Genomic DNA, 24,695 nt, shown 5'->3' with positions numbered 1-24,695 from the left:
ACTTAACTCAGTTCGGCGGCCGATAGGCCTCCGGCGGCAGGTCGCGGAAGAAGGTCTCGCCGGGAGCCTGCCCCGGCGCCGGCTTCGGTGCGATCCCGCTGCCGCTCCCCTCGGTGATGTAGCGCTGGCCGCCCGGCTCCGGCAGCACCGGTGCGGGGGTCTGGGGGGTCGGCGGCACGATGTAGCGCTTCTGATCCGGCGCCCCGGCGCTCGGGGACGGTGCCGGCGGCGCGACCGGCGGCGCCGTGGGTGGCGCGACGGGCGACGCCACGGGCACCTGCGGCGGTGACGCGGCCGGCGTCCGCACCGGCGGAACCTCGTCTCGGCGTGCCTCGGCCGCGGCCGGCCGGCTCGGGCGGCGGACGGCGGCCCGCGGCGCGACCCGACGCGGCGGGATGCGCGCGACAACCGGCGGGGGGCGGATGCCGGGCAGGGCGATCCTGAGGCCCTCCACCGCCCGCACGAGGTCGCCGAGGCTGGCCTCGGCGGTGCGGCACAGCCGGATCCGCAGGGAGATCGCGCGGCGCGCGAGCGGCTCCGCCTGGAACAGAGCGGGCGGCTGCCCGCCGGCGGACGCGGCGCCGCGTCCGCCCTCGATCCACTGCCACGCGTAGAGGCAGTCGGCGCCGAGCGCGATGCCCACCGGGCCGTAGGCGTTCCGGAGCGGCGGCCGCACCGTCATCGCCTGCCCGGGAAACCGGACGGCGATCTCCCCCGCGATCCCGAACTCGCTGGGCTTGGCCAGCCGCGGCGGGAAGGCGAGGAGCAGGTCGGCGGTCTCCCGGCGCAGGGCGATCTCGGCGTGGTTGCGACCGTCGCCGCCGGCATAGCGCAGCCGCTGGTCGAACCCGTCGCGCTCGCGCGTCTCGATCACCGCGGTCAGCATCCCGGCGCCGGGCAGGGTCAGGACCGGGACCGTCTGCGCCCGCGCGACGGCGGGCAGCAGGAGACACGCCAGGGTGCAGAGCCGGGCCGTACGGATCGCCGCGCGCCTCACGGGGTGGTCCGCTCGGTCGTGGCGGAGGTGTCGTAGGCCGAGCGCGCGGGCAGCTGGAACCGCTTCGCCTCGGAATTCTCGGGTCGCCCGCGCTCGGCCTGCTGGTCCTGCCACAGGGTGCCGGCGGCGGGCGGCGACAGGAATTCGGGCTTGTCGACGCCGCGATAATCCGGGAGCAGGGCGTAGCCGAACCGCTCGTAGGGCATCGGGCCCGCGCCGGGCACGCGCCGGGCCACCAGGGGGGGCGCCGGGGTCGCTGGCTCGCGGGCGTAGGTCCCCGCGGGAACGGGCTCGGCCAGGACCCGCACGAGCCCCGGCGGCGGGTAGCGGAGCGCGTTCTCCATGGAGACCGCCAGGGGGAACTCGTTGCGCTGCACGGCGAGGGGCTTGGCGTCCGCGCCGGCCGGCGGCAGGTCCGGCCGCGGCACCCGGTTGATCGGCGGCGTCTCGACCCGCGCCGCGGGCGCGGCGTGCCGCCCGGGTGCGGGCCCGGCGGCGGCGGGCACGGGGTCGCAGGGCAGCGGCGACCCGCCGGCATTCTCGCGGAACAGGAGGTCGACCACCTTCGCGAAGAGGCCGTCGTAGCGGTTCACGACCTCGAGGTACGGGCGCTGCCGCTTCAGGCGCTGCAGCGTGAGGGCGTAGCCGAAGACGGTCCCCTCGCTCGGCATCCAGGCGACGGCCCGCTGGAACCACTCCAGCGCCGTGTCGAACTGGCAGGAATTGTAGGCGTACCACGCCAGCCCCTGGGCACCTTCGCCCGAGGTGGAGGCCGTCACGACCTGGGCGTAGCGGGCGATGCGCGCGGGCTCGATCGCGGGCGGGCGGGGCAGCGTCAGCTTCTGCTCCAGGATGTCGATGTAGAGCAGCTCGTTGCCCACGAACTTGTCGCGCCACGCGTAGGCGACCTCCTCGGCCTCGCGCGCCATGTCGAGCTGGCGCAGGGTCAGGGCGAGTCCGTGGGCGACCATCGCGTCGCCGCCCCGGGCGATCGCCTGCTTGAACCATTCGAGCGCCTCCCGGAACTGGCGGCGCTTGTAGGCGTACCAGCCGAGGAGGCTCGTCTGGGTGGGATCGCCACTCTTGCGGGCGACGGCCTGGAAGGCCGCGAGATCGGCGGGGGTCGGGGTCTCGGCGCTCTCCTCGTGCAGGAAGGCCGCGATCCGGGCACGGGTGATGTCGAGGCGGATCGCGTCGAATTCCGACGCCCCGTTCGCGCCCCGGTGCCCCATCTCGATCAGGCGCTCCGCCTGCGCCATGCGCAGATGCGCCATCGCCTTCTGGATGGTGGCGAGGCGCACGCCGGAATCGGCGTTGCCGTCGAGGATCGACTTGTAGAGCTCGAAGGCCTCGTCGCCCGAGCCGGTATCGCCCAGGGCGTCGGCGACCATCCAGATGCTCTGGACGTCGAGCGGATCGAGGGCGCCGGAATCGGCGCGGTAGAGGTCGATGATCGCGTCGGCGTCCTTGCCGGTGAGCGCCGTGATCCGGGACCGGAACTCGGCCCGGCGGAGCTTGCGCGCGAGCTCCTCGGAGGGCTGCCACGCGGGGTCGATCGACCTGCGCGCGACGATCGCCGCGCGGAGGTCGTCGAACCGCCCCGCGGTGAAGAGGTCCCACAGGGGCGCCTCTTCGGGCGGGCTCGGCTGCAGCGCGTTGAGGTCCGGCGGCTCGTTCCAGCCGGGATAGAGCCGCTTCAGGCGGGCGATCTCGGCCTTCATCCGAGCCGTCTGCTTCTGGGCCGCGTAGTAGCGCAGCGCGCTCTCGTCGACCATGTCGGTCGTGCGCGACGTGGCCGGGTCGGCCAGGATCGCCGGAGCGCGCGGGCCGTCGCCGTAGACGATGCGGGGCTCGGACCGTGTCGGCGCGGCGGGAGACTGCGGCGCGGGACCGGGTCGCGCGTCGACCTGCGCGGCGGCCGGCGCGGCGGTGAGCGCCAGCATCAGGAGGCAGGGCGCGGCCGGTCGCAGGCGTGCCGGCGGACGACCGGTCAGGACTTCAGGCATGACGGGTAACGCATGCGGGCCGCGGTCAGGGCGAGGAGGCTCAGAGTGGCCGGGTAGTAGTTCTGGTTGCCGATGTCGCCGCGCGCATCCTCGGGGAAGGGCGTCCCGTCAAGGGCGCAGGCCACCAGGGCCGGGAGCCCCATGTAGCCGGCCTCGGTGAGCCACTCGACCTTCCGCCCGTCGCCGGTGTCGACGATCGGCAGCCGTTCCCGATCGGCGCCCGACCACAGGGCCTGGAACGGCGCGAGGTCGTCGGGCCGCACCAGCCCCGCCCAGACGAGGTAGAGCGGGATCCGGATGGCGTTGTAGGAGAACAGCGGCGGGAAGCCGTTCGCGGGACGCGGCGCCTCCTTGGCGGAGATCCACTCGGTGGGCAGGTTGCTCGGACCGAAGCGCGACTGCCGCAGCAGGGCGAGGCCGCTGCGCGTCAGGGCCGCCCAGTCGTATTCCGGCGCCACGAGGGCGAGGCGCGGGAAGGCGGGGAAGATCCAGTAGGAGAGGTTGATCAGCGGACCGTCCGGGCGCTCCCGGGCCGAGAAGCCCGAGACCGCGGGGAGCAGCAGCGCCCCGTGCGAGTCCCGGAACAGGATGGTCTTGCGCCCGAACTCGATGGCGATCCGGCGCGCGGCGGTCCGGTAGCTCGGCTCGTTCCAGGCCTCGGCCGCCTCGGTGAGCGCCCAGGCGATCAGGATGTCGCCGTCGGTGGCGTTGTTCATGTCGCTCACCGCCGGACGCTTGTCGGGTGACCAGCGCCACGCCAGCAACTCGTCGCCGCGGACCATCAGGTTGGCCCGGGTCCAGCCCCAGATCCGCTCGAAGCTGACCCGATCACCGGCCGCCACGGCGAGCAGCATGCCGTAGCCCTGGCCCTCGCTGTGGCTGATCTGACCGTTCGCGGTGTCGACCACGCGCCCCTGGTCGGTGATGAACCGCGCGCGGTAGGCCCGCCACGCGGCGTCGTTGCCGAGCTTGCCGGCGAGCCCCTGAATCGCGGTCCGGGGCGCCTGCGCGGGCTGCGTGCCCGGCTGCGCGGTACTCGGAGGCACGGCGGGCTCGTCCTGGGGCGAGGCGGCCGCCGCGGGCAGGATCGCCGCGGCGAGGAAAGCTGCGGCGAGGGGGGTGCGGGCGCGGCGGCTCATGGATTCTTCCTGCCGACGTTGCGCACGAGGCTCGTGGTGGCCAGGCCGAGGCAGAGAGCCATCGCGAGGGTCATGCCCACGTAGTATTCCGTGTTGATCGACAGCCAAGCCGCGGACACGAGGCGCAGGTTCGGCAGAGATCGCGGCTGCGTCTCGACGATCTCGATCCGCTCGGGCCGGGACGTCACCAGCGTGCCGTTCGACGCGTCGAGGAAGGCGGCGCTGCCGCCGAGCCTCGCCCAGACCACCGGGTCGACGAGGCAGGAGACGGACGCCTTCAGCAGCGACGCGTTCGGCGCGGTCACGATCACGGTGTTGCTCGCCTGGACCGGGGGTCCCTCGGCGATGAGCAGCGAGGCCGTGGCCGGAACCTCGACCGTCTCGTCCGGCTTCACCTGCGCCGTGATCGTCTGGCGCAGGGAGTGCACCGTGCCGGTGATCTCGTTCCAGACGGAGTCCAGGGCCGCCCAGATCTGGCGCGAGCCGCGTGTCGACGCCTCCCAGCGGTCGATAAGTTCACGGTCCGACGCGGAGCCCGGCGAGGGGGCCGGGGCCGTGGTCGGGGAGGGCCCGGCGCTCGTCTCGCCCTGGGACGGCGGCGCCTGCTGGGCCGGGGCGGGCTGCGCCGGGCGCACCTGCGGGATCAGGGTCGGCAGGGCGCAACGCATCGGCAGGTTGCGGCGCAGCCGATCGAGGGTGAGCACGCCCTCGGGACCGAACTGGCCCGGGGTGGCGACCATGTCGGCGCGGCCTTCCCAGACCCGCTGGACCTGCTGCGGATCGAAACCGACCGATTCCAGGAGCGCCGGGTCGAGGGCGCGGGCGGGCGCGACCACGAGCTGGCTCGTGTCGGACACGACCTGCTGCTGGGTCACGACCTCGAAATCGATGACGCGCTCGGCCGCCATCGCCAGTCGGGCGGCGAGGGTCGCGGCCGCGTCGGCGCTGTCGCGGTCGGGCGTCGGCAGCACGAGGCGCGCGCGCTGCCCCGGGACGACGAACGGTACGGCGCCCCCCTTGATCGCCGCGAGGTCGGGGCTGCGCGCCGCCCGGGCGAAATGCGGGATCTCGATCCGCGATCGGTCGAGAAACAGGAAGCGCGCCTGCTTGGCGGCCGGGCTGAGGGTGTCACAGACCTGGTCGGCGGCGTTCGGCAACTGCGCCGAGATCTCGACGTGGTTCACCCCCGGGCGCCAGAGGCTGAAGGGCAGGGGGATCGCGCTGTCGTCGAACACCTCGCCGCGCCCGTCGGGCAGCGGGACGCTGGCCGCGTTGCGCCCGTTGATGTCGATGACGATGCGGGCCTCCGAGGAGAGCCCGGCCACGTAGGCCCCGGCCAGGTGGAGCATCACCTTGCCGTAATCGGCCGGGACGAAATCCCCGGGAAAGCGGAGGGCGAAGCCGACATGGAGCAGGCGGCCCGAGAACTCGCGGGACGTCACGCCGAGGCGGTCGAGCGTCAGGTTCTCGCCGCCGTGCACCATGTAGCCGCGGAAGAGCTGGACAGCCTTGAGCCCGCCCGGCGTCCCGGTGTCGGCCGGAACGGCGAGGTTGGTGATGGCCTGACGGACGTCCTCGTCGCGGGCGCCGGTGACCACCAGGGTCGGCGGTGTGTTCGGCCGCGACGGCAGGATGGCGAGGCGGGGCCCGCTGATCGGGCCGAGTTCGGGAACGCCTTCGATGCCGGCGATCTCGGAGGCGGTACCGACGACGAGGTTGATGCCGTTTCGGCCCTGCAGTGGAGGGCCGAAGGTCACCGTCGGACGGGCGACCCGTCCCACGAGGGCGAGGGCCTGCACCGCCTCGATCATGCGCTCCAGGCGAGCGAGGTTCGGGCGCTCGTTCAGGATGACCTGGATCGGCAGGGCGCCGCTCTCGTCCGGCTCCGCGGCGGCGAGAGACCGGACGTCCATGTCGGTCGCCGGCGGGACCACGAGGCCGGATCGCGACGGATCGATCTGCGTCCACAATTCGTAGGTCGCCCCGACCGAGCAGTCGACGCGATGGCGCTGGCTGGCGGTGAAGGTGACGGCGTTGTAGCCGGGCTTCAGCACGCCGTCGCCGATGGCGAACTCCACCACCTTCACGGCACCGGGCGCCTGGATGCGGGTCCAGCCGACCTTCGTCCCGTTGACGAAGGCAGCGAGTTCGGAACTCTCCGGCGCCACCGAGATCGCCGACAGGTAGGAGAGGCGCAGCCGTGCCGGTCCCCGCGTCTGCGCCTCGGTGAGGTAGACGGGGTAGCGCAGAGAATCCTCTTCCCCGGTCAGGCGGAAGCCGCGCGGGCCGGACGGAAGCCGGCGCGCCGGCGCTATGGTCGCCTGGATCGCCGCGCGCGGCACCGTCTGAGGCGCGGCGGTCCGGGGCGGCTCGGACGGGCGCGCGGTCGGCCGCGTCTCCGTCGCCGACGCGTCCGGCCGGCGCGCGGGGCCCGACCCGTCCTCGGACGGCGCGCGCAGGGCGTTGCCGCTCGGCGGGACCGTCAGCCGTTCCGCCGGCCCCGAGCCCAGGAAGCTCTGGGCCAAGGCAGGAACGCTCGCGAGACCGAGCAGCAGTCCCAGCACGGGGAGGCGGAGCCGAGCACCCATCGCCGTCACGCCGCGCTCGTGCGCCGGCCGCGAAGCTCGGCCAGGGTGCGCTCGTTCTCGTAATCCATCATCAGGCGGACCCAGTCGTCCCCGCTCTCGATGTCGGTGGGTTTGGCGGTCGCGGGCAGCGACGGCGCCGCAACGGGGGCCGCCGGTGCCGGGACGGACGGCACCGGAGCCGGCGCCGGTGCCGCGGCGGCGTCGTGCGGTGCGTCGTAGATCGGCGCCTCCTCGATCTCGACGGGCCTGGGGCGTCGGCTCGCGAGAAGATAGCGGAGCGCGCGGAACGGCTCGACCAGGCCCCACCACGCGAATTGCAGCGTGCCGGTCGGAATGTCCTTGTGCCGCCGCCGCCGGAGCTGGAAGCGCCGCATCGCCTCAGCGTCCCCGTACATGAGTCCCGCGAGCGCCGGGTAGTCGCGGATGGCCAGCGTGCCGAAGTTCACCCGCATGACGAGCTCCTGTCCGTCGCGCGTCGCCTGGTCCAGGTGCACCGGAAGTGGCGCGGTCCGGCGCGCGCCGGCCGTCGGCTCGACGCTGAGCGTCCCCCGCAGCGGCGGGCGCGTGAGCCCCGGATCGAGGGCGCCGCCGAGGAGGCGCAGGGTGCAGGCTTCGGCGGAGACGCGCTCGATCGAGACGTCGACGCTGTGCCCGGCGACCGTGAGGACGCCGCGGCGATCGATCGCCAGGGAGGGCGTGCGCTCGAGTTGGCGCCGCTCGGCGCAGACCCCGAGGGACGCGCCCGCGGTGAGCAGGTTGAAGAAGTTCCACAGCCCGACCACCAGCATGAGGTTGGTCACGCCGGGCTCGTACAGGTAGCGCCACGCCGCGACGGCGCAGCCGAGCATCAGGAGCAGGTAGATCAGGAAGAACGGAAGGGCGAGCGACGAGATGTGGTCGTGGTCGAGGGTCGCCCCCTTGTTGGTGACGTTGAAGGTCGGCTTGCGGGGCGACGCGATGACCGAGACGATCGCCTTGGCCAGGTAGACGCCCTGGATGTACTCGTAGAGCTCCGACACGAACGGCCAGCGGAATTTGCCGTAGATGTAGTTCTGGATCATCAAGTTAATGATGATGTAGGTCAGCGTATAGGCGATCGACTCGTCCACGCTGGCCACGAAGATCTTCAGGTCGAAGAAAATGTGCAGCAGCGGCGCGAACATGAAGATCAGCCGCGGGATCGGGAAGAACCAGAAGGTCATGCTGGAGAGATAGGCGATCTTCTGGATGGGCTTGAGGCCCTTCTGGAAGGCCGGGTTCTTCAGCAGCAGGATCTGGAACATCCCCTGGCACCAGCGGGAGCGCTGGCCGATGAAGTCCGCCAGTGTGTCGGGCTGCAGGCCGGCGATCAGCGGCTTGTCGACGTAGGCGCTGTTCCAGTTGCGCGAGTGCAGCTCGAAGGCGGTCTCGCAATCCTCCGTGATGGTGATGCCCGAGAAGCCGCCGGCCTCGTCGAGGGCGGTGCGACGCAGAAGGGCCGCCGAGCCGCAGAAGAACGAGCCGTTCCACTTGTCGAGGCCGCGCTGCGTGACCGCGTAGAACATCTCGTTCTCCGAGGGCATGCGCTCGAAGGTCCGCAGGTTGCGCTCGACCGGGTCGGGGTTGAGGAACGCGTGCGGCGTCTGCACGAGGAACAGGCGCAGATCCTGCGCGAAATAGCCGACGGTCTCGGTCAGGAACGAGCGGAACGGGACGTGGTCGGCGTCCAGCACCGCCACGAGGTCCCCCCGGGCATGGGCGAGACCGTTGTTGAGGTTGCCCGCCTTCGCGTGCTCGTTCCGGGCGCGGGTGAGGTAGCGGGCGCCGAGCTCGTCGCAGAGCGCCTGCAGCTCGCCCCGACGGGCGCGCGCCGCCGCGGCCTTGACCGGGTCGGCATCGCTGCACTTCTGGTCGGTACCGCCGTCGTCGAGCAGCCACACCGTGAGCTTCTCGGGCGGGTAGTTCAGCTGTCGCGCCGCCGCCAGGGTCATGGCGAGGATCGCGGCATCCTCGTTGTAGCTCGGGACGAACACGTCGACCGTGGGCAGGTCGGCGGCTGGGGCAGCCGGCGGCGGGTCGCGCCGCAGCGGGTCCGCGTTGATGATCAGGCTGACGAACAGGATGAAGACGCAGTAGAGCTCGGCCACCAGCAGGATCAGGCCGAAGCCGAAGCTGACCGGGTCGCCCGGCGAGGGCAGCGTGTTGGTGAGCCGCCACAGGATGTAGCGCAGCACCACGAGGCTGCCGAGCGCCATGAAGACGAACCGCGTGCGCGGCCCGTCGAGCACGGCCCACAGCACGATCATCACCGCCATGGCGGCGAGGCTCATGGCGAGCTGGGCCTGCGTCCCGACCGGCTGGCTGAGCAGGGCGAGGCTGGCGACTGTCGCCCCAACCCAGGCCAGCCAACGCAACGCCTGCCTCACGCTACAGCCTCCCGGGCCAAAAATCCCTCGGATCGAGGTGCAACGGCTCTACCGCCGGGTTTGTACAGCGACGATGGTCAATGAACAAACCCATTCGTAATATCCAGCCGACTCCACTTGGCCGGAAATTACGGTTAACTTAGGAATGTGGGCAACCCAGATGATGCCCGGAGTGGAGAAGTCGATCGGGCTGCGAGAACGAGACCGCGACGCGCCGTTGCGCCGAATACATTAATATTCCGTTCTAAAGCTTCGCTATAAACGGCTTCGGTGCGGCGCAGGCGACGTAGAGCGCCATGGATAGTCGGAACGACCCGCCCGGCGGACCGCGCCGCGTCGGGGGGCACGGCCGGGTTGCGCGCGGGCCTTAATCGACCCTTAACGAAAATCGCGCCTCGCTCGGGACCGACCCCCGGGCGTACGGATGACCGCGAAGCCGCTGCAGATCTCCCTCGGATTGCTCAACGCTCTGCAGGTGGCGATCGCCGCGGCGGCGGGGTTCGCGGCCGCCGTCCTGATCGTCGTCCCGGCCGCGCGGCCCGGACCCGCGGCGTCCCCGCAGGAGATGGTCGGTTCGGCCTCGCGCGCCTACGTCGCCGCCCTCGCGGCGCGGCTGCGGCAGACCGTCGTCGACGCGCGCAACGCCGCCCTGATGCTCCGCGACGACGAGGGCCTGCTCTCCGCCGACCAGCGCGCCGCGCGCCTGCGCGGGTGGCTCGACCTCAACCCGGTCTACCGGGACGCCGTCCTCGTCGCGCCCGACGGTACCGTGCTGGCGGCCCGGGACGAGCGCCGCGTCGGCAGCAGCGTCGCGCGGCAGACGTGGTTCCTGCGCGGCCGCGCGGCCGGGGTCATCGTGGTCAGCGACGGGGCGGAGGCCGACTCGCCGTTCGGGACCGCCGTCGCGCTGGGCGAGCGCGGTCAGGACGGCCTGCTGCGCCTCGACGCCGACCCGAGCTATCTCACCAAGGTCGAGGAGGAGGTGCGGCGCGCCGCGGCGCTGCCCGACACCCTCGGCTTCCTCGTCGCCACCCCGGACAGCCGGGTCCTGTCGGGGGCCCCGAGCCCGTTCCGGACGACGGCCGTCTCGGCCACGACGCCGATGCGTCTCGCGGCCGAGATCGGTTCGCCAGGATGGCTGGTGACGGCGCAGGCCGTGCCCTCCGGCGCGTCGCTCGCCGCGTCACCGGACTGGCGGATGCTCGGCGTCGGGCTCGCCCTGATCCTCTGTGCGGCGGCGCTCGGCTTCGTCGCGGGAGAGCGGCTGACGCGACCGCTGCGCCGCCTCCTGAGGGGTGAGAGCGAGACCGCCGGCGAGACCGAAGCGCCCCGCACTTGGATCGGCGAGTTCGCGGCGCTCTCGGACGTCTTCGCGGGGCATCGCCGCAGTGCCGGGCTGCAGATGGCCGGCGCCGGGTCCGAGGTCGCGCGCCTCAAGGCGCGGCTGACAACCTTCGAGGCGGTCTCCGGCTGGGCCTGCTGCGAGATCGATCCGGACACCGGCCGGACCCTGCTGGATTCGCGGAGCGCGGCCGGCGACGACGGAGCCCCCGTCGCGGCCCCGTTCGCCGCCTGCTTCGTCGCCGAGGACCGGCCCGTGCTCGACCGGGCGCGCAACGCCGCCCTCGCGGCCGACGGCCCGCACGACGTGACCCTGCACCTCCGCGACTGGCCGGAGCAGCAGGTCCAGGTGAGGCTGCTGTGCCTCGCCGACGCCAGGGGCGACCGGCGGCTCTTCGCCCTGATGCGGAAGCTGCCGGGCGGCGAGGGGGCGACCCTGCCGCAGCCCGTCGAGCCGCGTCGCAACCTCGTCCTGCGGCGGGTGACCGACGGTATCGTTCACGAGTTCAACGACGTCCTGACCGTCGTCCTGACGAATCTCACGCTGCTGGCGCGGCGCCACACCCTCGGGGACGACCAGGAACGGCTGGTCGGGCGGGCGACGGCCGGCGCGCGCCGGGGCGCGGCGCTCACCCGCCGGATGCTGCACCTCGTGCGCGGCGACGAGACCGGCATCACCCTCGCCGAGACCGACCTCGCCACCACCTTCGAGAGCTACCTGCCGTTCCTGGCCGCGAACGCCCTCGGCGAGATGCCGGTCCTCAACCGCATCCCCGCCGGTCTGCCGCCCGTCCTGTGCAGCGAGCGCGTGCTGGAGCTGCTGCTCCTCAACCTGGCCTTCCATATTCGCGACGCCGGCCTCGCCGGCTTCGCCATCGCGGCCGTCGAGGGCACCCCCGAGGACATGGGCGTCGCGGAGGGAGTTGCGGCCTACGTGCGCGTGCTCGTCAGCAGCGGTCGCCGACCCGAGGCCGCGCCGCTGCCGACGGCAGCAGGCCCGACCCTCGCGGCGGCCGCGGCGCTCGTGACCGAGACCGGCGGCCACTGGCGCCTGATCCGCGACGGGACCGGCGCCGAGCCGTTCCTGGCCGAGTTCTGGCTGCCCGCCGCGCCCCCGGCCGTCACCACGCTCCCTCCGATCCGCGCGGCGGGGCTGAAGATCCTGCTCGTGGAGAGCGACGGCCTCGTGCGGGCCAGCGTCGCAGAGGTCCTCGCCGATCTCGGCCACGCGGTGGTCCAGGCCGCCTCCGGGGCGCACGCCCTCGAGATCCTCGCCCGCGACGCCGCCTTCGACGCGATGATCGTCGATCAATCGATGCCGGTGATGGCGGGCCTCCAGCTCGCCGCCACCGTGGTCGAGCGCTACCCGCAGATCCGGGTCATCCTCGCCAGCCCACACGGTCAGCTGCCGCGCTCCGCCGACGCCTTCCTGCGGATCGACAAGCCTTTCCGCAACGAGGACCTGCAGGTCGTCCTCGACGCCGCGGTCCGCGCGCGCGCGGCCTGATCGCCGCGCATCCCGCCCGATTGAGCGACCGCGCGGTTCTCGCGCTCGCTCTCCGCGCCGACGCCCTGATCGAAACTCAGTCCTTCCAAAAGTGGATGTTAACTATTGTCGACGAGTGTTGGTTAAAGCGTAAATCGTACCTTAACGGAGCTTTCGAATATGGGCAGGACTGCGGAACCAGCTGCCCGACGTCCTCGCACTCCGTACACGACCGTTCTGGCCCTCTCGTGCGCCTGCGCGGCGGCCTCCGCCACGCAGGCCGCCGCCGCCGACCTCCCGGCGCGCAGCGCCGGCGCCGACTGGTACACGGGCGCCTCGCAGCAGGCGGTCGACGACAGCTGGGCCGTCGCGGTCGACGGATCCACCAGCGTCACGTCGAACAGCTCGGCCTTCGGCTCCGTGACGGTGACCGCCGCGCCGAACGGCTCACCCACCCGGGACGGCCTGCGGGTCCGCGTGGACGCCATCGGTGGCACCTACTCGTATCCCGGCCGGTCCGTCGCGACGCGGGTCACCGGCTACCAGCAGGAAGGCGCCCTGCAGGCGGGTTACGAGTGGGTCTGGAAGGACGCGGCCCTCGCAGGATTCATCGGCTTCAACGTCCGCAGCAACCAGCTGTCGATTCCCGATCCGGGCAACCCGGTCGTCGGTACGGGCGTCGGGCTGAAGGTCGCGGGCAATTTCTACGCGACGCCGACCGACCGGACCATGGTCTCGGCCTACGGCTCGTACTCGACGAAGTTCAACGCCTACTACTCGCGCCTGCGCGTCGGCTACATGCTCGCCGACGGCGTCTATATCGGCCCCGAGGCGCTGTTCCTCGGCGACGACTTCTTCCGCCAGTATCGGATCGGCGCCCACCTGACCGGCGTCCGCTTCGGACCCGTCCAGATGTCGGTGGCCGCGGGCTACGTCCGGGATCGGGTGCAGGGATCCGGGTACTATTCCAGCATCGAGGCGCGCTCGACCTTCTAGATTTTGGCGCGGGCTGCCTGACGGGACGCGCGGCTCGTTTCAGAAGCCGCGCGGACCGGAGACGCTACCGGGACGTCGTCAGCAGCCGGCCGGGCCGCAGCGGGTCCCAGACGCCTTCGAAGACGGGCTGCATCGCGTCGTTGAGCGACTGCGCCTGGGACACCGGCGACGGGGCCACCTTGGGTTGGATGCCGACGAGCGTGGCCGACGCGCCGAGGAGACCGATCAGGCAGAGGCCGGCGGTCGCCCAGCGCGGCGCACCCCAGGTGTGGAGCACGCCGGCCAGCGTGACGAAGATGGCAAATAGGCCGATGAACTGATGCATTAGACACCTCTCAGCGGTGTCTAGAGCGAGAATAGAGCCAAGGACTCTGTTCCATAACGGAACACAAGTTACTAACGGCGTGGATACTGGAGGCTCATTCCCGGACTCGGGCGTGGACCCTCGCAGGTCGCCGACACCCTCTGTGCCGCAAGGATCGGCCAGGCAGCGCCGATGGGCTTCCGACGGGCGTGGCGGCTGCGTGCGCATGTGCCTGAACCCGCTCGGGTCGCTTCCGACCGCTGTGCGATGGTTCGATTAGGACGGCGGTTCCCGGTCGAGAACCGGTGCCATCCCCCTCCCGCGCGGGAGAGGGGGCCCGCGCCTCTCGCGGCACGGGCTCGGCCCTGGCCTCCGTGCCGACTTGATCGCGCACGGCGCTCGCGGCCCCGCGATCCCGTCGACGTGAGGCCGACGGCGGCACGCGGCGATCCGTGTCAGAGACGGCTGACGAGGAAACCGAGACCGAAGCCGACGAGACCGGCCACGATCAGGGAGGCGTGCGGCCACTCGACGGATTTCTGATGACCTTCCCAGGCGACGTGGCGGCTCCGGTCGTAGGCCTCGGCGGCGTGGTCCGAGACCTCGTCGGCCGCGTGCCGCACGGCGTCCTTGGCTTGGCCGTAGAGATTCTCGGCGGTGCCCTGCGCCTCCCGGAGACGCCCCTCGAGCGCGTGACGGTCCGAGTCGACGGCGTCGCCGACCGCGCCCTGCACCTTCCCGCCGAACGCGCGCGCGGCGCCCGTGACCCTGTCCGTGTCGACCATGACCATGTTCTCCGAATGTGTCGCGGCAAGGTGCCGAAGTCGCGGCGGTCGGACCCCGATCCCTCTGTGGCGACTGGGGCAACAGCGATCTGCGCCGGGCGTTCCCCGGCTCCGTGGCGGAGTCCGGTCGAAACGATCGTGGGCGGTCGACGAATGCCCCGTCCTGCCCGCCGGTACCGCGTTCGACACGTGCGCTCCTTGAGCGGACGAGCGTCGCGCCAGGCGCAAGTCGCAGCCTCATTCAGGCCGCACTCACCGCCGAAGCGGCGAGCTTGAGCGTGAGGGGACCGGATGAACGAGGGCGGACGAGCACCGCGCGGCGGGCTGCCCATTCTGCACAGGTCCCTGTCGCGCAGCGCGGTCGCGGCCCCGACCCACGGAGTGACGACGCCGCTCGACCGGCGACGGCTGAACCTGCGCTGGCTCTGCGCCAGCTGCCTGATCGCCACCTGCGGCGCGGCCCTCATGGGGGCGGCGCTCCGCATGTCCGTCGACACCGATCTCGCACCGGCCAAGCCGACATTCCGCCAGGGGCCCGCCCAGGTCGCGGAGGGGCAAGGGGTGGTCGGACAGCGCGGCGACCGCCTCGTGCGGCGCCAACTCGTCGCCTCGGACCGGGAGGAGTTCTCCGCGCCGGTGACCCACCAGGTCGGCGCGCGCGAGATTATCCGGACCCAGCCCTTCGTGCGATTGGTCACGAGCCTGTCCTCCGGCGACGCGGTCGACGGGCAGATCCCACCCTTCGATCCGACGCGCCAGCTCGCCGCGGACGGAGAGATCGCCCCTGTCGCAGACGAGCCGGTGGACGATCCGTCCGGGACCACGGTCACGATCACGCGCTCCGCGCTCGCGGGCACGTCGGTTCCCGACGACGCGCCCGGCCTGAGCGACGAGGACGTCACGGCCCTCGTGGAGAGGCAGTCGGATGAGGCGCGCGAGACGGGGCCGCGGATCGCCGTGCCGCTCGCGCCGCAGCGGCTGCTCTCGCAGATCCTGGTCGCCGCGCCGGCCGACGCCGCTGCGACCGCCGCCGGCGCCGATACGGGCCGCGACCCGTTCCACGCGATCGAGGTGCGCGTCGTCCCGGAGAACATCACCGACCTCGCCGAGACCCAGCCCGCCTCCGGCCTGAGCCTGACCGAGACGCGCGACGTCGTGCTCAAGCGCGGCGAGACTCTGGCCGACACGCTGGCGGCGAACGGCGCCGAGCCGGCGCGCGTGACCGCCATCCTGGCCGCCTTCAGCGAGCATGCCCGCACCGGGCTGGCCGAGGGGCAGCACGTTGACCTGCTCCTCGTCCGGTCGCGCGCCGGCGAGGCCGCGCACCGGATCGCCCGGGTGACGCTCTACGGCGCGGGCGGCGTCGAGGAGATCGTCGCGGAACGGGATTCCGGCGGCTTCGTCACGGTGGCGCCGCCGTCGGCCCAGGTCGCGGCGTCGCGTTCCGGCGACGACGGCGACGGAGAGGGCTCGGGCGCCAGCCTCTACAGGAGCATCTACGAGGCGGTCCTGCGTAACGGCCTGCCCGACATCCTGGCCGAGCGCATCGTCGGCATCTTCGCGTTCGGCCTGGATATGCAGCGCCGGATCGCCCCGTCCGACCGGCTGGAGGTGCTGTTCAGCCCGAGCGAGAAGGCGGGCGGCCCGCCGGAGGTGCGCTACGTCGCCCTGACGCTCGGCGGGGTGAAGCACCGCGCCTACCGCTTCGAGGCGCCCGAGGCCGGGACGGCGAGCTACTTCAGCGAGACAGGTAACTCGCTCCGCAAGTTCCTGATGCGCATGCCGATCGCCGACGGGCGGATCACCTCCCCGTTCGGCACGCGCGTCCATCCGATCCTCCACTACGCCCGCTTCCACAACGGCGTCGATTGGGCCAACAAGGCCGGCACGCCGATCATGGCGACGGGCGACGGGACCGTGGCGTATGCGGGCCCGCGCGGCGGCTACGGCAATCGCGTCGAGATTCACCACGCGAACGGCTACGTGACGGCCTACAATCACCTGCAGCGGCTCGCGCACGGCGTTCAGGTCGGCGCGACCGTCCATCAGGGGCAGGTCATCGCCTACATGGGCTCGACCGGCCTCTCGACGGGCCCCCACGTCCACTACGAGGTGAGCGTCAACGGGCGCTTCCTCGACCCGATGACGATCCGCCTGCCCGACAGCCAGGGCGTTTCGCCCAGGCTGATGACAACTTTCGAGCGGCAGGTCGCGGCCACGAACGCGCTCCGCCACCACGGCGCCCTGGCGATGTCGGCCCTGCCGCTCTGAGGCGATCGCCCGGACCTCAACCGGCCGCGGAGGGCCGCGTGCCGTTCTCCGAGGGGGTGGCAGCCCCGGTCATCCGGCGGTCGACGGCGGCGAGCGTGTCGAGCAGGCGCTTCCGGAGACGCGCCGCGCCCTCCATCTCCAGGGCGTCGACGTCGACGTAGAAGTCGATCCCCCGGGCGTGTTCGGAGAAGATCGTCTCCGGGGCCTCGGCGGTGAGGTCGCCCTCGATGGCGTAGGGGACGATCTCGCGGCTGATGCCCTTCATGCGGATCGGCTCCTGCGGGCTCGCCTGGACGATGTCGCTCACCAGCGCGTAGGTCTCGTAGCTCAGGGTGATGCCGCCCGGGACAGCGGCCGCCTGCAGGCGGGCGGCGAGGTTCGCCTCCGCGCCGATGATCGTGTAGTCCATCCGCTCGTCGCTGCCGAAATTGCCGACGTTGCAGTAGCCCGTGTTGATGCCGATCCGGGCCTGGAACGGGCGCTCGATGCCGGATCGCCGCCAGCGGGCGTTGAGCTGGCCCAGGCGCTTCTGCATCTCGATCGCCATTCGAACGCAGGCCTGCGCGTCCTCGCGGACGCCCCGGCTCTCCGGGTCGCCGAAGAAGACCAGCATCGCGTCGCCGATATACTTGTCCACCGTGCCGCCGTGCTTGACCGCGATGGCGGTCATCTCGGTCAGGTACTCGTTCAGCAGCGCAGTCAGTTCCTCGGGCTGCAGGCGCTCGGTGGTCGCGGTGAAGTCCTTGATGTCGGAGAAGAAGATCGTCAGCTTCTTGCGCTCGGTCGCCACCGACACGTCCCGCTCGCCGCTGAAGATGCTCTTGTAGACTTGGGGCGAGATGTACTTGGCGATCTGCACCGAGACCGACGCCAGGAACCCGTTCGACTCGGTCAGCTCCCTGTTCATCCGGTCGATGAGGCGGGACTGGCGCGCCTGCAGCAAGAGGAAGGTGGTGCCGGCGAGCGCCGCCAGGATGAAGTAGCCGAGCAGGTACTTGAAGGCGAAGACGTTGGCGGCGATCGGCTGGTGCAGGACGATCTCCTGGATGCCTCGGACGTCGCCGACCTTCCAGTCGGTCTTCGGGCTCAGGGGATGGGCGTTGTGGCAGCGCACGCAGGCGGATTCCATGCGGATCGGCGCCGCGATGCGCACCTGCCGGTCGAAGATGGACCCCGTCGTCTCGCTGACGAAGCCGGTTTTGGGGTGCGCCCGGAGGTCCGCCAGGGCCTGGGTCTCGAAGCTGTCGAGATCGTGCGGCTTGCGGTCCTTGAACGGGAGATCGGAGACGAAGCGGTACTTCACCGCGCCGTCGCCGCCGCTGATCCGCTCGCCGAGTTCCAGGGAGAGCGTCGCGGGGATCGGGATCGCGTTCGGCACCCCCTTGTAATCGTGACGCGTCTCGACCCGGCCGGTCGCGGCGTTGACCGCCTGCACGACGTCGCTGGCGTAGAAGCTGCGCATCTGGTCGATGATCCGGCCGGTCTCGATCGCCTGCGTGGCGAGCATGCGCTCGGACAGTCCGCGCAGGTCGAGCCAGACCGCGACCGGCAGCCCGGCCAGGCCGAACAGGATCGCCGCCACCAGGAGCGGTCCCATGAACCGCTGCTGGCGCGCGACCGACTCGTCGAAACTCGACATCTCTCGCGACCCCGGGGCGCCAGGACACGGCCCCCATACTGGTCAGTTCCATATACAATGATGTCTTTCCCGAGAAGCATTGACTTTTCGGGCGCACCCCGAACCGCGGCATCAATGCAATGTCTGCGCGAAACACAGTCGACGAAATCAATCGACTTGGGGAGGTCGTGACGCGCCCTCCGCCGTCGGCTCTCCGGAACGCGCGCTGAGCTGCTGTCGCGGGATCGGCGCATCGTCGTCGGTCGGGAGCGGCGCATCCCGAGCCCTGCCTGCGGCGGATCCTTCGAACGGCACCTATAGTCCGCGCGTCGACGGCGTGATTCCGGCCAGGCCAACTCAGATTGGTGCGGGCGCTGGGACGATTCGGGATCGGTCCGAGGAGGAGGCGATGGCGGATGTACTGATCGTGGGGGCCGGTCCGGTCGGTCTGACGCTCGCCTGCGATCTCGCCCGGCACGGGGCGCGCTGCCGGATCGTCGACGCTGCGGCGCGGCCGTCGCCCTATTGCCGCGCGATCGGGGTCACCCCGCGCACGCTGGAAGTCTGGGAGGACATGGGCCTCGCCCGCGAGATGATCGACGCGGGACTCTGGCTCACGGGCCTGCGCACGATCCTGCACGGCCAGCCGCCAATCGACGCGATCAGTCCATCGCTCGATCTGCCCTACGCGTCGCTCGGTCTGCCCCAATTCGAGACCGAGCGCGTCCTGAACCGTCAATTGGAGCGCTTCGGAGCCCGGGTCGAGCGCGGCCTGCGCCTGACGGCCCTGGAGCAGGACGGCGCCGGAATCCGCGCGCGCCTGCAGGAGGCGGACGGTGCGGTCGCGGAGGCGCACTTCCGCTACGTCGTGGGCTGCGACGGTGCCCACAGCACGGTCCGGCGCCAGCTCGGCATCCCGTTCGAGGGCGAGGCCTATCCCTGGCCGTTCATGCTCGGTGACGTGCACATCGCCTGGGACGTACCCTACGGCCTCGCGGTCCGGGCCCTGCGACTGAACGAGGACGCCCCGCCCGACATGTTCATCGCCATCCCGCTCCCCGAGCCGGGCCGCCACCGCGTCTCGATGCTCGCGCCGCAGCATCTGGTGCCGGCGGGCGGGTCGGACCACGGGATCCAGGCCGAGCTTCAAGGCCCGTCGCTGGCCGACCTGCAGGCCGTGGCCGACGATCTCCTGCCGGACGGCTCGCGCCTGTCGGACCTGCGCTGGTCGTCGGTGTACCGCATCAGCATGCGCCTCGCCGCCGCCTATCGGCGCGGCCGCTGCTTCCTGGCGGGCGATGCCGCCCACATCCACCCGCCGACCGGCGGGCAGGGGATGAACACCGGGATCCAGGACGCCTACAATCTGGCCTGGAAGCTCGCCCTGGTTCTTCGGGGCGCCAGCCCCGAGGCTCTCCTCGACAGCTACGAGGGGGAGCGGCGCCCGGTGGGCGCGGACGTGATCGCGCGGACCCGGACGGCGAGCGAGGGATACGGTCGGGAGCGCGGCGGCGCGCCGGACCGCCTCGCCGACACGCAGGTCCTCGTCAGCTACCGGAACACGGCCTGGATCGCCGACGACGCGACGGAGCCGACGGAGGCCGGCCCGAGGGCCGGCGACCGGGCGCCCGACGTCTACGGGCTGGTCCGCGACGGACTCGGCTTCCCGACGCGGCTCTTCGACGAACTCAGAGGCACCGAGCACGTCCTCCTCATTCATCCTGCCGGGATGTCGGACACCGTGGCCGGCCCCGATCTGCCGATCTGGGCTCGCCAGCACCGTTCCCGCGTCCGGGTCGTCGTCATCGGCAGCGAGGTGCCCATTCCGGGCTTGCCGACGCTCGCGGATCCGACGGGGGCCTTCGGTAAGGCTTACGGCGCGGGGATCATGGCCTGCCTGATCCGGCCGGACGGGCACCTCGCTTGGCGCGGCCGGACGTGGCGCGAGCCCGGCTTGCACGCGCATCTCCGGCGCCTGTTCCCGTCGGCCTTCCCGCAATGAGCGCGTGCCGTGGCCGGCATCCGACCGGCAGCCCGGCCCCTCGTCCGAGGCCCAACCGCATCGACGCGCCCGCGTTCAGGCGCCCGGCCCGCCATCCCGTCCGGTGACGCGCTTCGACCAATCCTCGACCGCGCCGGTCCGCAAGCGTCGGCGCAGGAGCAGGCGCCAGCTCTCCGCCAGTTCCGGGATCGCGCTCGCGGCGTGCAGCTCGGACCGGTTGCGCGTGTCGACGTAGAGGAGGTGGATCAGGCGCGCGAGCGACCAGTCCGGCCGCGGACGGGCGCGGAGCTCGATCCTGTCGCCCGGCTCGGCGACGCCGTCCTCGAGGACCCGCCAGTACCAGCCCGTCCGCCCCGTTCTCTGCACGGCGAGCGCCATCCCGGATCGTCCGAAGCGTCGGTCGAGCTTGAAGCAGGGCTGGCGCCCCTGGCTGACCTGTAGCAGCGCCGAGCCGAAGCGGGCGACGTCGCCGACGCAGACGTCGCGCTCCGTCCAGCCCGTCGTCGCGAGATTCTCACCGAAGGCGCCCGGTGCGGAGAGCAGCGGATGATCGCCGATCTCGGTGGCCCAGGCGGCGTAATGGTCCTGCGGATACTGGTGGAGCGCCTTCTCGGGACCGCCGTGGTACCGGAGATCGGCCTGGGCGTCGCCCACGAGACCGGTCGCCGTGATCCGCCACGGCGCGGGAACGGGGTTCTTGACGATGCCGCTCGGCGGACCGTCCGGTCCCAGCGGCGCGACCGGGCCGGCGAGGACGAGCGGGAGGACGGGTGGGAGAAGAGGCGCCGTCATGGCCGCGCTTCCTCCGTGAGCCGGCAGCCGGCTTCGTCGCACCCGTCCGGTACCAACTCCCCGCGCACCGATCCCGTGCCCGGTACCGCGATCAGCGAGCCCACGAGGATCCCGAGCGCGAGGTCGTCGACCTGCCCGAAGGCGTGTTCCCGGACGCGTCCGTCGCGGTCGATGACGATCGTGGTCGGCGTTCCGCGCATACCGTAGCGCCGCATCGTCTGCGGGATCGGACCGTCGTCCTCGAGGAGGTCGACGGCGATCGGCAGGGTCAGACGATACTCGTGGATGAAGGCTTCGAGGGCGACTTCGGTCATGGCGGCATGATGCTCGAACACCGCGTGCAGGCCGATCACCGCGACCGCGCCGTTGCCGGCAAACATCCGGTGCAGCTTCTCGGCCTGCGGCGTGTTGTGCGCCACGCAGCCGGGGCACAGCATCTGGAACGCGTGCAGCACGACGACCGTGCCGCGCAGCGCGGCGAGGGAGAGTGGCGCGGGCGTGTTGAACCAGCGACCGGTCACGAGTTCGGGGGCCAGGATGGTCATGCCGCTTCTCCGGAGCTCCAGTCGTCGATGACGGGCGGCCGTCTGGTCGCATCGGCTGCTGGCCGCGCGGCGCCCTGTCGAGGCGCGGCCAGCGGGTGTGGCGGCCGGGCGGTGGCAGCCGCCGGGCCGCGGAGGCTCACTGGGAGCGGAGGCCGAACGAGATCCCGTAGGCGGTGCGGCGCGCCGCGAAGATCTCGTCCTTCGGCGCGTCGATGCCGTCCGCCAGCTGTCCCGGGTCGAAGATGCCCTGGTCGCAGGTCTCGTTCGGCTCGATGCCGGTCACGGCGATCGTGCCGAGGGTGACCGCCTTCCGGTCGTCCTCGTTGGGCCACCGCTGGGTGATGTCGCTGCCGAGATCGTCGTTGGGCCCGGCGAGCAGGGCCACGACGTCGAACCCCGCCGGGCCCTTCGACAGCTCTTCCCGAAGCGCGTCGGCCAGGAAGTGTGCAGGCTTGCCCTTCGCCTCCTCGTCGCTGAGGGTGATCTCGCCGGCTCGGGGCACGATCTTGAACTTGAAGGGCACGGCACGGCCGTCCGCGTTGAGCCCCGTGAACGTGTGCACGCCCCAATAGACGAGGCCGGCATAGCTGCCCGGGACAGGCTTGCCGGCGACGAAGGCCGCCTGGCGCGTCGTCTCCGGATTGGCCTTCGCGAAGGCCGCGATGGCCTCCGGATTCGGCTTGCCGTCGGGGCCGGGAACGCGGACCTGCAGGAACGCGAGCATCTGGTCGACGGTCCGCGCGAAGTGGACCGGCGCGTTCTCGAACAGCAGATGGGTCTCGCCACCGTCCGACAGGAGCTTGATCGAGAAGCCGCGCAGGACAGTCCTGGTCGCGTCCGGCACCGACGGGTTGCCGCCGCCGACCGAGAACCGCCCGACGAGAGGCCACGGCCGCGTGAAACTGATCGACCGCGTCACCTGTCCCACTTCGGCCGCAGGGGTGTAGGTGCCACGGACGCACTGCCCTTTGGCGAAGGTCGGGCGCACGCCGGGCCGACTGCCGGCGACTGTGCGCAGAGCCTCCACCAGGTCCTGGGCATCGGCGGCGATCGCCCCTGTCGGCGGCGCGAGGAGCGCGAGAAGGATCCCGCCGAGGCGTGCCAGCGCCGCGATCCTCGGCGCGGTCGGCGCCCTCACGGGTCGGCGATCGATCACGTCTGCGCGCGGCGAGAGCCCGGCCGCGGCCGGGGGTGGATCGTCGAGGCGGGCATATGCCATGGTGACTCGTCCTTCTCTGATGCTCGGAGGGGGATCTTCCGGCGGTTCGGCGATGGCAGTCGCCGAACCGCTTCCTGTCGCGCGTCCTACTTCTGAGGGGTCACCTTGCCCGGCAGCGACAGGTTGCCCGAGGCGACCTTGAAGACGTCGCTGACGCAGAGCAGCGGCGCGTGCAGGTTGCCGTTCACCTTGAGGCCGGACGTCACCCCGTCGAACGAGGCACCCTTGATGCCGGTGATGAGCGAGACCGGGATCTCGACCTGAACCGTGTCGCCCCGGAAGGTGGTCGGGTAGTCCGGGCTGTCGATCAGGAGCGGGACCTTCGGCCAGGTCGGCGGAACCTTCGGCTTCGCGCCGTCCGGGATATCCACGACCTTCAGGCCGCCGCCGCAGGCCGCGTCCTTGGCGAGCACCACCCAGTGCGGGTGCCAGACATGGCGGTTCCTGGCACCGTAGGCCGCGTCGTCGAAATCGGGGTGGAAGGTGACGGCGAGCGCCACGATACCCTGAGCCTTGTCGAAGCCGATCGCGTCGCTGTCGAGGGTCGTCGGCCAGACGTAGGCGTAGACGCTCGAGCCCTCGAACTTGCCGGTGGCATCCGGCTTGTCCTTGCCCGCCTCGCCCCGGACCCGGGTGGTGAAGACGGCGGTGTCGCCCTTGGTCGCGATCGTCGTCTCGACGATGTCGAACGACGCCAGGACAGCGGAACTCGGCTGCGCCCGGATGGGCCCGGCCGAGGCGCCGGTGGAGAGCGCGCACAGAGCCGCCGCCACGAGGCCGACGCCCCGTGCCTTGATCCTCGTCATGACGATGTGTCCTTTCAGGTCTCTCGTGGTGCTCGGAGGGGCGGCGATCCATTCGCGAAGGACGTCCAGGTGGCAGCCTGGACGTCGGGATCGGCCGCTTCATGCTCGCCGCAATCGAGCCGGAGATCCCGGGTCCCGATCGCGGCGTTCACGAAGGCGCAATGGTGGGGCTGGGCCTCGGCCGGATGGGCGTTCGGCCTGAAATGGCGGCAGCTGACGCACATCCGCTGCACGGGGATGGCACCCGACTGCTGCAGGGTCCGGATGAGCTTGATCTGGGTCAGGAGGAGATCCGCCTGCTCAGGCGGCGTCAGCCGCGCCAGAGCCGACATCACCTGTGACGTGGCCGCGGCGAGGGCGCGCCCGAGCGCGCGGCCTTCGTCGGTCAGGCGCACGATCACCGCGCGGGCATCCGCGGGATCGGGCGCACGCGTCAGCAGGGCCTTGCGGGCGAGCGCGGCGAGCGTGTCGGCCATGCTCGGTGCCGAGACGGCCAGCTGCGCGGCGATCTCCTTCGCTCTCAGGCCGGCCGGGCGTCCCGCGAGCAGCGCCAGCACCTGCGCCTGTGTCGGATTCAGGCCCGCATCGCCCGCGGCCGCCCACAGATCGGCCCGCAGCACGAGGGCGACGCGCTCGAAGCCCTCGCGCAGGCGGATCAGGACGGGATCTGGGTCGGCCGCGTGGTCCATGGACCGATAATTAGGAGTCCTAAGTATTGGAGTCAAGCGGAGTGGCAACCGCCGCTCCGCACGCGCACCGCAGCTCTGGAACGGGCCATTGCTTGCGGAGGACGACCTCCGACGGCGACGGCTCCGTCCGGCACGATCGTCGGTCGCGGAGCCACAGGATCGGCGCCGACATCAGGACGAAGCGAGGCGCGCGAAACAATCGGACCTCCGCGGCGACGAACAAGGGGGCGCCGACCCCTTTTCCGACGTCCGGAACGGTCGTGACGCAGGTGCATTCTCTTCCGGATCGAAGAGGAGCATCAGTATGCGCATCGTGGGACAAGCATCCGCCATCGCTCTCGTGACACTCATGAGCGTCGGTGCGGCTGAGGCGAAGGGCTGTATCAAGGGCGCGATCATCGGCGGTCTGGCGGGCCATTACCTCGCCGAGCGCGGCGTCGTCGGCGCCGTCGCCGGCTGCCTGGGCGGCCGCTACCTCGCCAACCGGCAGGCGCGGCGCAAGGAGATCGAGTACGGGTCGCGGGTCCAGCCGCGCGACACCGGGTACGGCGCGCCCCAGGCCTACCCACGCCGGTCCTACAGCTACTGAACACCGGCGGGGGCGGCTCGGGCCGCCCCCGCGTCTACGGTCTTCGATCCGCTGTATTGCCTGTGCGATCAGACCCGCGCGGGACCGATGGCGAGGCTGATCGCGTCCGATCTCGGG

Annotated in this window: 18 protein-coding genes; 5 read left to right on the top strand and 13 right to left on the bottom strand. The window is 71.6% G+C overall.

The features are described from left to right. Nucleotides 1-7: 7 nt before the first annotated feature. Genes bcsN through bcsA form a run of 5 tightly spaced genes read right to left on the bottom strand, consistent with a single transcriptional unit; the run spans nucleotide 8 to nucleotide 9,135 of the window. Nucleotides 8-997: a cellulose biosynthesis protein BcsN gene (bcsN, locus tag ACX9MN_RS05105; protein WP_489723839.1), complete on the bottom strand. Its 990-nt coding sequence runs from the start codon at nucleotides 995-997 to the stop codon at nucleotides 8-10. Beyond that, complete coding sequence (locus tag ACX9MN_RS05100) at nucleotides 994-3,003, bottom strand: hypothetical protein (RefSeq protein WP_489723838.1); 2,010 nt, start codon at nucleotides 3,001-3,003, stop codon at nucleotides 994-996. Before ACX9MN_RS05100 ends, bcsN begins: the two co-directional genes overlap by 4 nt. After that, nucleotides 2,988-4,142, bottom strand: a complete 1,155-nt coding sequence (locus ACX9MN_RS05095; RefSeq protein WP_082557707.1) for a family 8 glycosyl hydrolase — start codon at nucleotides 4,140-4,142, stop codon at nucleotides 2,988-2,990. Before ACX9MN_RS05095 ends, ACX9MN_RS05100 begins: the two co-directional genes overlap by 16 nt. Next, nucleotides 4,139-6,730, bottom strand: coding sequence for a cellulose biosynthesis cyclic di-GMP-binding regulatory protein BcsB (locus tag ACX9MN_RS05090; RefSeq protein WP_489723837.1), 2,592 nt, complete (start codon nucleotides 6,728-6,730; stop codon nucleotides 4,139-4,141). Before ACX9MN_RS05090 ends, ACX9MN_RS05095 begins: the two co-directional genes overlap by 4 nt. 5 nt (nucleotides 6,731-6,735) lie before the next feature. Continuing rightward, on the bottom strand, nucleotides 6,736-9,135 hold the full coding sequence (bcsA, locus tag ACX9MN_RS05085) for a UDP-forming cellulose synthase catalytic subunit (protein ID WP_489723836.1): 2,400 nt from the start codon (nucleotides 9,133-9,135) through the stop codon (nucleotides 6,736-6,738). Between the two features lie 424 nt (nucleotides 9,136-9,559). On the opposite strand from bcsA, the gene ACX9MN_RS05080 reads away from it, so the two are divergent. Together ACX9MN_RS05080 and bcsS are read left to right on the top strand one after the other, a co-directional pair. Continuing rightward, a complete protein-coding gene (locus ACX9MN_RS05080) occupies nucleotides 9,560-11,983 on the top strand; it encodes a response regulator (RefSeq protein ID WP_489723835.1) in 2,424 nt (807 codons plus the stop codon). Nucleotides 11,984-12,142: 159 nt separating this feature from the next. Further along, on the top strand, nucleotides 12,143-12,958 hold the full coding sequence (gene bcsS, locus ACX9MN_RS05075) for a cellulose biosynthesis protein BcsS (RefSeq protein ID WP_091924485.1): 816 nt from the start codon (nucleotides 12,143-12,145) through the stop codon (nucleotides 12,956-12,958). Nucleotides 12,959-13,022: 64 nt separating this feature from the next. Here bcsS and ACX9MN_RS05070 read toward each other — a convergent pair whose 3' ends face one another. Then, a complete protein-coding gene (locus ACX9MN_RS05070; RefSeq protein WP_489723834.1) occupies nucleotides 13,023-13,283 on the bottom strand; it encodes a hypothetical protein in 261 nt (86 codons plus the stop codon). A gap of 434 nt (nucleotides 13,284-13,717) precedes the next feature. Then, complete coding sequence (locus ACX9MN_RS05065; protein WP_026604704.1) at nucleotides 13,718-14,047, bottom strand: CsbD family protein; 330 nt, start codon at nucleotides 14,045-14,047, stop codon at nucleotides 13,718-13,720. Between the two features lie 291 nt (nucleotides 14,048-14,338). Here ACX9MN_RS05065 and ACX9MN_RS05060 point away from each other — a divergent pair, with 291 nt between their 5' ends. Further along, nucleotides 14,339-16,318, top strand: a complete 1,980-nt coding sequence (locus tag ACX9MN_RS05060; RefSeq protein WP_489723833.1) for a M23 family metallopeptidase — start codon at nucleotides 14,339-14,341, stop codon at nucleotides 16,316-16,318. 16 nt (nucleotides 16,319-16,334) lie between these two features. On the opposite strand, the gene ACX9MN_RS05055 is transcribed toward ACX9MN_RS05060, so the two are convergent. Next, nucleotides 16,335-17,957, bottom strand: coding sequence for an adenylate/guanylate cyclase domain-containing protein (locus tag ACX9MN_RS05055; RefSeq protein WP_489723832.1), 1,623 nt, complete (start codon nucleotides 17,955-17,957; stop codon nucleotides 16,335-16,337). Between the two features lie 388 nt (nucleotides 17,958-18,345). On the opposite strand from ACX9MN_RS05055, the gene ACX9MN_RS05050 reads away from it, so the two are divergent. Continuing rightward, entirely contained in the window at nucleotides 18,346-19,938 is a 1,593-nt protein-coding gene (locus ACX9MN_RS05050) for an FAD-dependent monooxygenase (protein WP_489723831.1), read from the top strand. Between the two features lie 75 nt (nucleotides 19,939-20,013). Here ACX9MN_RS05050 and ACX9MN_RS05045 read toward each other — a convergent pair whose 3' ends face one another. The 5 genes from ACX9MN_RS05045 to ACX9MN_RS05025 form a co-directional block, all read right to left on the bottom strand. Next, nucleotides 20,014-20,730 (bottom strand): MOSC domain-containing protein, encoded by a 717-nt coding sequence (locus ACX9MN_RS05045; protein WP_489723830.1) that lies wholly within the window; start codon nucleotides 20,728-20,730, stop codon nucleotides 20,014-20,016. Next, entirely contained in the window at nucleotides 20,727-21,275 is a 549-nt protein-coding gene (locus tag ACX9MN_RS05040; RefSeq protein WP_489723829.1) for a peroxiredoxin family protein, read from the bottom strand. Before ACX9MN_RS05040 ends, ACX9MN_RS05045 begins: the two co-directional genes overlap by 4 nt. A 136-nt stretch (nucleotides 21,276-21,411) precedes the next feature. Beyond that, nucleotides 21,412-22,494, bottom strand: coding sequence for a catalase (locus ACX9MN_RS05035; protein ID WP_100251044.1), 1,083 nt, complete (start codon nucleotides 22,492-22,494; stop codon nucleotides 21,412-21,414). A gap of 86 nt (nucleotides 22,495-22,580) precedes the next feature. Beyond that, the gene (locus ACX9MN_RS05030; protein WP_489723828.1) at nucleotides 22,581-23,300 is read right to left on the bottom strand and encodes a hypothetical protein; all 720 of its coding nucleotides are present in this window, start codon (nucleotides 23,298-23,300) and stop codon (nucleotides 22,581-22,583) included. A 14-nt stretch (nucleotides 23,301-23,314) separates the two neighbouring features. Then, a complete protein-coding gene (locus ACX9MN_RS05025) occupies nucleotides 23,315-23,989 on the bottom strand; it encodes a MarR family winged helix-turn-helix transcriptional regulator (protein WP_489723827.1) in 675 nt (224 codons plus the stop codon). 304 nt (nucleotides 23,990-24,293) lie between these two features. Here ACX9MN_RS05025 and ACX9MN_RS05020 point away from each other — a divergent pair, with 304 nt between their 5' ends. After that, a complete protein-coding gene (locus ACX9MN_RS05020; protein ID WP_020091654.1) occupies nucleotides 24,294-24,578 on the top strand; it encodes a hypothetical protein in 285 nt (94 codons plus the stop codon). Nucleotides 24,579-24,695: the final 117 nt, after the last annotated feature.

It is taken from the genome of Methylobacterium sp. 1A, from assembly GCF_058072805.1.
The sequence above is the reverse complement of the archived record's forward strand: the minus strand, read 5'-3'. Positions and strand labels throughout refer to the sequence as shown.

Excerpts from the sequence above, each read along its gene's own strand:
- ACX9MN_RS05090 (WP_489723837.1), bottom strand. The coding sequence starts at position 6,730 with ATGGGTGCTCGGCTCCGCCTCCCCGTGCTGGGACTGCTGCTCGGTCTC.
- ACX9MN_RS05070 (WP_489723834.1), bottom strand. The coding sequence starts at position 13,283 with ATGCATCAGTTCATCGGCCTATTTGCCATCTTCGTCACGCTGGCCGGC.
- ACX9MN_RS05095 (WP_082557707.1), bottom strand. The coding sequence starts at position 4,142 with ATGAGCCGCCGCGCCCGCACCCCCCTCGCCGCAGCTTTCCTCGCCGCG.
- ACX9MN_RS05100 (WP_489723838.1), bottom strand. The coding sequence starts at position 3,003 with ATGCCTGAAGTCCTGACCGGTCGTCCGCCGGCACGCCTGCGACCGGCC.
- ACX9MN_RS05060 (WP_489723833.1), top strand. The coding sequence starts at position 14,339 with ATGAACGAGGGCGGACGAGCACCGCGCGGCGGGCTGCCCATTCTGCAC.
- ACX9MN_RS05030 (WP_489723828.1), bottom strand. The coding sequence starts at position 23,300 with ATGACGAGGATCAAGGCACGGGGCGTCGGCCTCGTGGCGGCGGCTCTG.
- ACX9MN_RS05035 (WP_100251044.1), bottom strand. The coding sequence starts at position 22,494 with ATGGCATATGCCCGCCTCGACGATCCACCCCCGGCCGCGGCCGGGCTC.
- ACX9MN_RS05020 (WP_020091654.1), top strand. The coding sequence starts at position 24,294 with ATGCGCATCGTGGGACAAGCATCCGCCATCGCTCTCGTGACACTCATG.
- ACX9MN_RS05045 (WP_489723830.1), bottom strand. The coding sequence starts at position 20,730 with ATGACGGCGCCTCTTCTCCCACCCGTCCTCCCGCTCGTCCTCGCCGGC.
- ACX9MN_RS05025 (WP_489723827.1), bottom strand. The coding sequence starts at position 23,989 with ATGGACCACGCGGCCGACCCAGATCCCGTCCTGATCCGCCTGCGCGAG.
- ACX9MN_RS05080 (WP_489723835.1), top strand. The coding sequence starts at position 9,560 with ATGACCGCGAAGCCGCTGCAGATCTCCCTCGGATTGCTCAACGCTCTG.
- ACX9MN_RS05065 (WP_026604704.1), bottom strand. The coding sequence starts at position 14,047 with ATGGTCGACACGGACAGGGTCACGGGCGCCGCGCGCGCGTTCGGCGGG.
- ACX9MN_RS05040 (WP_489723829.1), bottom strand. The coding sequence starts at position 21,275 with ATGACCATCCTGGCCCCCGAACTCGTGACCGGTCGCTGGTTCAACACG.
- bcsS (WP_091924485.1), top strand. The coding sequence starts at position 12,143 with ATGGGCAGGACTGCGGAACCAGCTGCCCGACGTCCTCGCACTCCGTAC.
- ACX9MN_RS05050 (WP_489723831.1), top strand. The coding sequence starts at position 18,346 with ATGGCGGATGTACTGATCGTGGGGGCCGGTCCGGTCGGTCTGACGCTC.
- ACX9MN_RS05055 (WP_489723832.1), bottom strand. The coding sequence starts at position 17,957 with ATGTCGAGTTTCGACGAGTCGGTCGCGCGCCAGCAGCGGTTCATGGGA.